We start from the raw sequence: 4,124 nt of genomic DNA on the forward strand, positions 1-4,124 counted from the left end.
CAACCGCCAGCGTCGGCATTCACGACTTGGCAATGTCAGCCCGGCGGAGTTTAACAAGAGGTATTGGAGAACTGCTCAGGCTGCTTGATCCAGGACTGTCCGATCTTGTCAGGACACCTCAGCCCGCAGTTGCGGGCTTCTTTATGTCGGCTGTGTTGCCTTGTGAGCAGGGATTACTCGGCAGAGACGGGGTAACCGGCCCCTTTCCAGGCAAAGATGCCGCCCGGCACCCGATAGACCTGCTGATAGCCCTGAGTCACCGCCCAGGCGGCTGCGTTGTGGCTGCGGCCGCACTTGACGAAGCCGCAGTAGATCACCACGGGGCGAGCTTTGTCTTCACCCAGCAGCGCCTGGAACTGCTCCGGTGTACCGCTTCCCTCGACAATCTCGCTCCAGTTATCACCGGCCTTGGCCTCTTTCACGAAGACAAAGTTTTTGGCGCCCGGAATGTGCTCTTTCTTGTAGGAGTCCTCATAGGGCATGGTGTCGATGATCACCAGCTCCTCGCCCTTGTCCATCCGGGTTTTCAGCTCGGCCACAGTCAGCAGCTGATAGCCCCCCTGCTGCGCCTCCTGTGCCAGCTGCACCGCCGATTGCTCAAGTTTCACCTCCTGCTCGAACTGGTTGTCGCCACAGCCCGCGAGGGCAAAGCTGGCGGCGATCAGCGAGGCCAGCAGAGTGCGGGATCGCAATGTCATCATGTCACTACTCCTTTAGAACGGGAAAAACGGGGCGGGAAGTTCGCAGCAGGGCGCCCGCAAGCGTCAGTAGCAGCAGATCCCGCGCAATGGCCTCCGGCAGCGAGCTGAGATCAGCCCTGCCAAGACAGCCGCAAGAGATGTCGAGCCCGATGGCAACGCCATAGCCCAACACCGGAATAAACAGGGCGAGCAGCCCGATCACCAGCCACAATCCCCAGCGCCGGTTGGCGATGACCGCCAGCCCTGCGCAGAGCTCAAGGGCGATCAGTCCCCAGGCGGCGAGTGGAAGCAGCGGCGGCCAGATCAGGCCAAAGGCGCCGATCTGCTCGATGAACAGGGCGGGGGATACCAGCTTGAACCCGGCGGAGGCGAGGAAGAATCCCCCCAGCGTCAGCCTGGCCAGCATGCGCAGCAACGCAGGCATGTTATACCTCTTTTTAGAGAGGTATAAATTCTAACAATTCCCGATTGAGCCGCAATGGCTAAACCCGTGCCTGACAAGATAAATCTCGATTTTGCGGGGCAATAATCAGAATGGGGGTGCTAAACCCTGATGGTGGCGGTGGGGACGGGTGGCTGCGGTGGTGTCGACTGTTCTCGATCGTGCTGATGGGTCAGCAGCTCGGCAGCCAGCTCGATGGCGCGCTCCAGCAGCACCAGCAGGCTGTCGGCCGTCAGGTGATCGAGCCACTCGCGGGCCCAGATCAGGGTCTCCCCCTGCGCGGTCTGATCCAGCAGAAATACCGGCTCGTTACCGAGGTGATTGAGCAGAGGCGTGTTGGGCATGGCATGGCCCGGCAGCAGCAGATAGATCACCAGATGGCCCTCATCCTCTGCCAGCGTCAGCACCAGCTCGTCGTTGATGGCCAGGGTGGTGGCGGTTTGGTCTGGCGCCGGGATCGGGAATCCGAGTTGCGTGAACAGGGCGGTGATGAGTGCGTGATACATGACCAAACCTCGAGCTGGGTGAGAGTGACACCCTATGCGGCTGATTGGCGGCTGCTTATCACTCATGGTCATCTTTTTGTTGTTTCTGGTTGGCAGGGAGGGTGGCTGTGCCGAAATTGTGAGCTGGCAAGCATCTTCAGCGGGTCAGTCCGAATCCTAAAAAAGCGGGGCCATCGCTGACAGGGTGGCATGCAAGGGCGGCGTAGGCTGGGGATCTTCTCTCTCATCAATCCAAATGCAGGATCCTCGCCATGAAAATTGCCTCCCCTGATATCGATGCTACCCGCCATCAGCCGCCAACCCCTGATCCCACACCCCCTGCTACCGCTCGCCTTGGCAACGCCAGATTGCGGCTGCTGGATGCCGGTAACCGGGAGTTTGAAAAGGGGATCCGCCGTGGCGTCGGCCATCAGCAGAGCCAGGAGTTCAAGGCGGTCAAGCAGGCGGTGCGGCACTATCAGGCCCAGCCAACGCCATCACTGGTCGGGCTGGCGAAGATTGAGCAGGCGTTGCAGTTCTGGCTCGACTCGGGCAAGAACCGCTCCCGCCAACAGGATCCCGTGTTGCAGAAACTGGTCGATGACATCGCCGTCCGCCGTCAGGCGTTGCAGCAGGGGGGCAAGCCGCCTTCATTCCAGCTGGCGTGGGTCTGTAACGAGCAGGGGCGGGTCAACCAGCCTATCGAGAGTAACCAGCAGATCCGCCAGTGGTGCAGCGAGTTGGCTCACCTGCAACAGGAAGGGGCCAATGATCTGTTTCGGCGGGAACTGCAAGGGGGGCTCGATCTGATGTTCGGGGTGAGTGAGGGGATGATGGCGCGACGGCTGGAACGGGCGCCGACCCGTGAGGAGGTCGCGGCCAGCCACGAGTGGCAGCTGTTCTGCGGCACCTTGCGTCAGGCATTACCCGCACTGGGCGAACTCAAGCCGCAAGCCACCGCCGAGGAAAACGGCCGCGATATCCTGCTGACCCACAGTCAACTGCTGGAGCTGGGCCACCTCAAGGAGGTGCTGGAACTCGGCCTTGAGCAGAAGGTGAGCCAGCAGGGGGAGATCGGGTTGCTCAGAACCGAGCTGCTGACCGCGCTGGTGGATGGACTGGAGGAGCCCTGGCTGGCGCGTGAGGCGCAGGAGAAGGCGCTCTGGCAGGGGGCGGCCACATCAGGCAAGCACTACCAGACCGGCGTGCGGGCCGAGCTCAAGAGCCCCCTCTCTGCTACCAGCAAGGAGTGGAAACCGGGTGAACCGGTGAGCCAGAAGGCCTTCAGCGGGCTCGGTCTGGTCAGCGCCAGTGCGCTGGTGGAGGCCTTTGCCAAGATCGAGATTGGCAAGTGGGAGGGGCGCAGCGATACACCGGCAGGGGCATTTGCCGGCAAGGTGGCGCTGACGCAGGAGAACAAGGCGAGTGCCAAGGCGGAGCTGGTGATTGGCAAGGCGGAAGGCTCATTGGCGTTCAATCCGGCACCCAAGATCGTCAATGATACCGAAGGGAAGCGTTATACCCCGGGTCGCCATGACCTTAGCCTGTTGCGCATCGGTGCCAGTGCCGAGCTGGTGAGCAAGTTGGGGTTGTCGGCGGAGGGGAGCTGGACCATCGGCAATCTGCTCAACGCCAAGCTGGCAGGTTCGGCCGAGGTGGGGGTCAACGCCAAGATGGAGGCCGGGGCCGCAGCCATCATGACGCCCAATGGGCCTGTGGTCAGCGTGATGGCGAACGCCTCGGCCTTTGCTGGTCTGAAGGCAGAGGGGAGCGCCCAGCTCAATCTGCTCAAGAGCCAGTATGCCGATGCCTACAGCCTCTCGGCCAAGGTCCGCGCCTCCGCCAATCTGGGGGTTGGCGCATCGGCCGGGGCTACCGCTGCTTTCGGGCCGGAGGGTGCCAGGTTCCATACCACCCTTGGCGTGACGTTGGGGGTGGGTTCGGATGTCGGCTGGGAGGGGGGAGTCAACGCCATGGCCACCAAGGCCTATGCGCTGGAGCTGGCCGCCCGCGCCGTGACGAACTTTGACCAGCGCAAAGGGGAGCGGCTCGATGGACTGGCGATGGCGGCTGGGAATGAAAACCGTCTCTTCGAGCTGGCCCAGCGGGTCGATAGCCGGATTGCTGCTCTCGGCGGCCAGTTGGACGAACTGCAGCTGGCTGCCAGCGAGAACCGGATCCGGATGCAGGAGAGCCTGACCGAGCCCGATATCGCCGCTGGCCGCAGCGCCATGGCGCAGGCCATCGACGATGCCTTCGGTCAGGAGCGGGTAGATGAGCAGGGGGGCGTCACGGTTCCCGAGCGGGCCGCCGAGCGCAACGAGAAGCTTGAACTCACCGCCCGGCTGCTGCGGGATCATGCCATCAAGGTGTAACTGCCCGCGCTGGCCGAGGGCAAAAAAGAGGGCTATGTCCCAATTACGTGTTGAAAGGCTAAGCTTGAAGTAGGCCATCACCTTGAGGTCTACCATCATGGATACCCCAGCCTTTCAACAC

Annotated in this window: 4 protein-coding genes; 1 reads left to right on the plus strand and 3 read right to left on the minus strand. The window is 62.3% G+C overall.

All coding sequences use genetic code 11. From position 1 onward, the window contains the following. Positions 1-173: 173 nt before the first annotated feature. The 3 genes from ACW5W8_RS23300 to ACW5W8_RS23310 all read right to left on the minus strand — a co-directional run bounded on the left by ACW5W8_RS23300 (position 174) and on the right by ACW5W8_RS23310 (position 1,649). Positions 174-701, minus strand: a complete 528-nt coding sequence (locus ACW5W8_RS23300) for a rhodanese-like domain-containing protein (protein ID WP_498630775.1) — start codon at positions 699-701, stop codon at positions 174-176. A 4-nt stretch (positions 702-705) separates the two neighbouring features. Continuing rightward, a complete protein-coding gene (locus ACW5W8_RS23305) occupies positions 706-1,125 on the minus strand; it encodes a MauE/DoxX family redox-associated membrane protein (protein ID WP_498630777.1) in 420 nt (139 codons plus the stop codon). Positions 1,126-1,244: 119 nt separating this feature from the next. After that, entirely contained in the window at positions 1,245-1,649 is a 405-nt protein-coding gene (locus tag ACW5W8_RS23310; protein ID WP_498630779.1) for a type III secretion system chaperone family protein, read from the minus strand. A 251-nt stretch (positions 1,650-1,900) separates the two neighbouring features. Between ACW5W8_RS23310 and ACW5W8_RS23315 the strand changes: the two genes are divergently transcribed. Then, positions 1,901-4,003, plus strand: coding sequence for a hypothetical protein (locus ACW5W8_RS23315; RefSeq protein WP_498630781.1), 2,103 nt, complete (start codon positions 1,901-1,903; stop codon positions 4,001-4,003). Positions 4,004-4,124: the final 121 nt, after the last annotated feature.

The sequence above is a fragment of the Aeromonas aquatilis genome (assembly GCF_054052405.1).